This window comes from Pseudoroseomonas cervicalis ATCC 49957 (genome assembly GCF_000164635.1).
Classification (GTDB): domain Bacteria; phylum Pseudomonadota; class Alphaproteobacteria; order Acetobacterales; family Acetobacteraceae; genus Pseudoroseomonas; species Pseudoroseomonas cervicalis.
On sequence record NZ_GG770948.1, the window covers coordinates 1 to 1,614 of the forward strand.

The window sequence follows — 1,614 nt, forward strand, 5'->3', positions numbered from 1 at the left end:
GGATGGCATCGCGCGCGAGGCGGCGCTGCTGGACGGGCTGCGCGAGGCGGCGGACGCGGTGATCGACACCACCGAGCTGCCGCTGCCCGAGCTGCGCCGGCTGGTCGAGCGGCGCTACCGCGGCGGCGGCGGTCCGGCGGGCATGGCGGTGGCGGTGCTGTCCTTCGGCTTCCCGCGCGGCCTGCCGCGCGAGGCGGACCTGGTGCTGGACCTGCGCTTCCTGCGCAACCCGCATTACGACCCGGCGCTGCGGCCGCTGACCGGGCGGGACGCGCCGGTCGCCGCCTTCATCGCGGCCGATCCGGATTTCGGCCCATTCTGGCAACGCATGACGGCGCTGCTGGACCCGCTGTTGCCCCGCTACGCGGCGGAGGGCAAGAAATACCTCACCGTCGCGCTCGGCTGCACGGGCGGCAAGCACCGCTCCGTGCTGGTGGCCGAGCGTCTGGCGGCGCATCTGGCCGCACAAGGCTGGCCGGTCGATCTCCGCCACCGCGAACTGGCGCTCCCCGAGGGATCGGGCGGCATGGCCGGGCGCGGGGCGCGCAACGGCGCCACGGCGCCGTTCCAGCAACCGGGTCGGGAGGCCCCTTCTTCTTGTACATTCTGATGGCGCATCCCCAATGATCGGCCTCGTGCTGGTCAGCCATGGTCGCCTGGCCGAGGAGTTCCGGCTGGCGATGGAGCATGTCGTCGGCCCCCAGGCGCAGGTCGAGACGGTCTGCATCGGGCCGGAGGACGACATGGAGGGGCGCAAGGCCGACATCCTCGGCTGCGTCGACCGCGTCGACCAGGGCGATGGGGTGGTGCTGCTGACCGACATGTTCGGCGGCACCCCCTCCAACCTGGCCACCGCCGTGGCGCAGGACAGCCTGGAGGCGGGCCGCGCGATCGAGGTGATCGCCGGCGTCAACCTGCCGATGCTGGTGAAGCTGGCCCGCGTGCGCGGCGCCGAGCCGCTGGCGCCGGCGGTGGAGCATGCGATGCGCGCCGGGCGACACTATATCGCCTGTGCGACGCCGGCGCGCTGCCCGCCGCCGGCCGAGCTGAGCCAGGACAATTCCCGCCGCCTGGGCTGACCGGGCAGGACGGGCCGCGGCGCCGGGCCGGCGGGGCGGAGCAGCGATGGAGGAGGATGCGATGGCGATCAGGCTGGACCCGCAGGGGCTGCGCTTCTGGCAGGCGGCGGCGGTCGCCTCCCCCTCCGACATGGCGGGGGCGGGCGAATCGGCCGCGACCCCGGCCGCCAACCCGCTGCTGCTGCGCAGCACGCTGCGCATCACCAACAGCCGCGGCCTGCATGCGCGGGCGGCGGCCAAGCTGGTCTCGCTGGCCGAGCGATTTTCTGCCTGTCTCACGGTGTCGCGCGATGGCCAGAAGGTGCCCGCCTGCTCCATCATGGGGCTGATGATGCTGGGTGCCGGAAAGGGCAGCGAGGTCGTGGTGGAAGCCGAAGGGTGGGATGCCAGGGAAGCGCTCGACGCGGTGGCCGGCCTGATCGAGGCCGGCTTCCATGAAGACTGAGACGAACGCGCAGGACGAGGCCGACAGCCAGGCCGCGCGCGCCGCCGCGCCCCCCCAGGAGGCGGCCGAGGCCGCCGCGCGGCCGAAGCC

General features: G+C 73.9%; 3 protein-coding genes. All 3 read left to right on the top strand.

Features of this window, described 5'->3' with window-relative positions:
- Nucleotides 1–610: RapZ C-terminal domain-containing protein (locus HMPREF0731_RS20645; protein ID WP_007006173.1), on the top strand; the 610-nt coding region annotated here is incomplete at its 5' end.
- 13 nt (nt 611–623) lie between these two features.
- The gene (locus tag HMPREF0731_RS20650; RefSeq protein ID WP_007006174.1) at nt 624–1,079 is read left to right on the top strand and encodes a PTS sugar transporter subunit IIA; all 456 of its coding nucleotides are present in this window, start codon (nt 624–626) and stop codon (nt 1,077–1,079) included.
- A gap of 130 nt (nt 1,080–1,209) precedes the next feature.
- Complete coding sequence (locus HMPREF0731_RS20655) at nt 1,210–1,524, top strand: HPr family phosphocarrier protein (RefSeq protein WP_040614280.1); 315 nt, start codon at nt 1,210–1,212, stop codon at nt 1,522–1,524.
- The last annotated feature ends 90 nt before the right edge of the window (nt 1,525–1,614 follow it).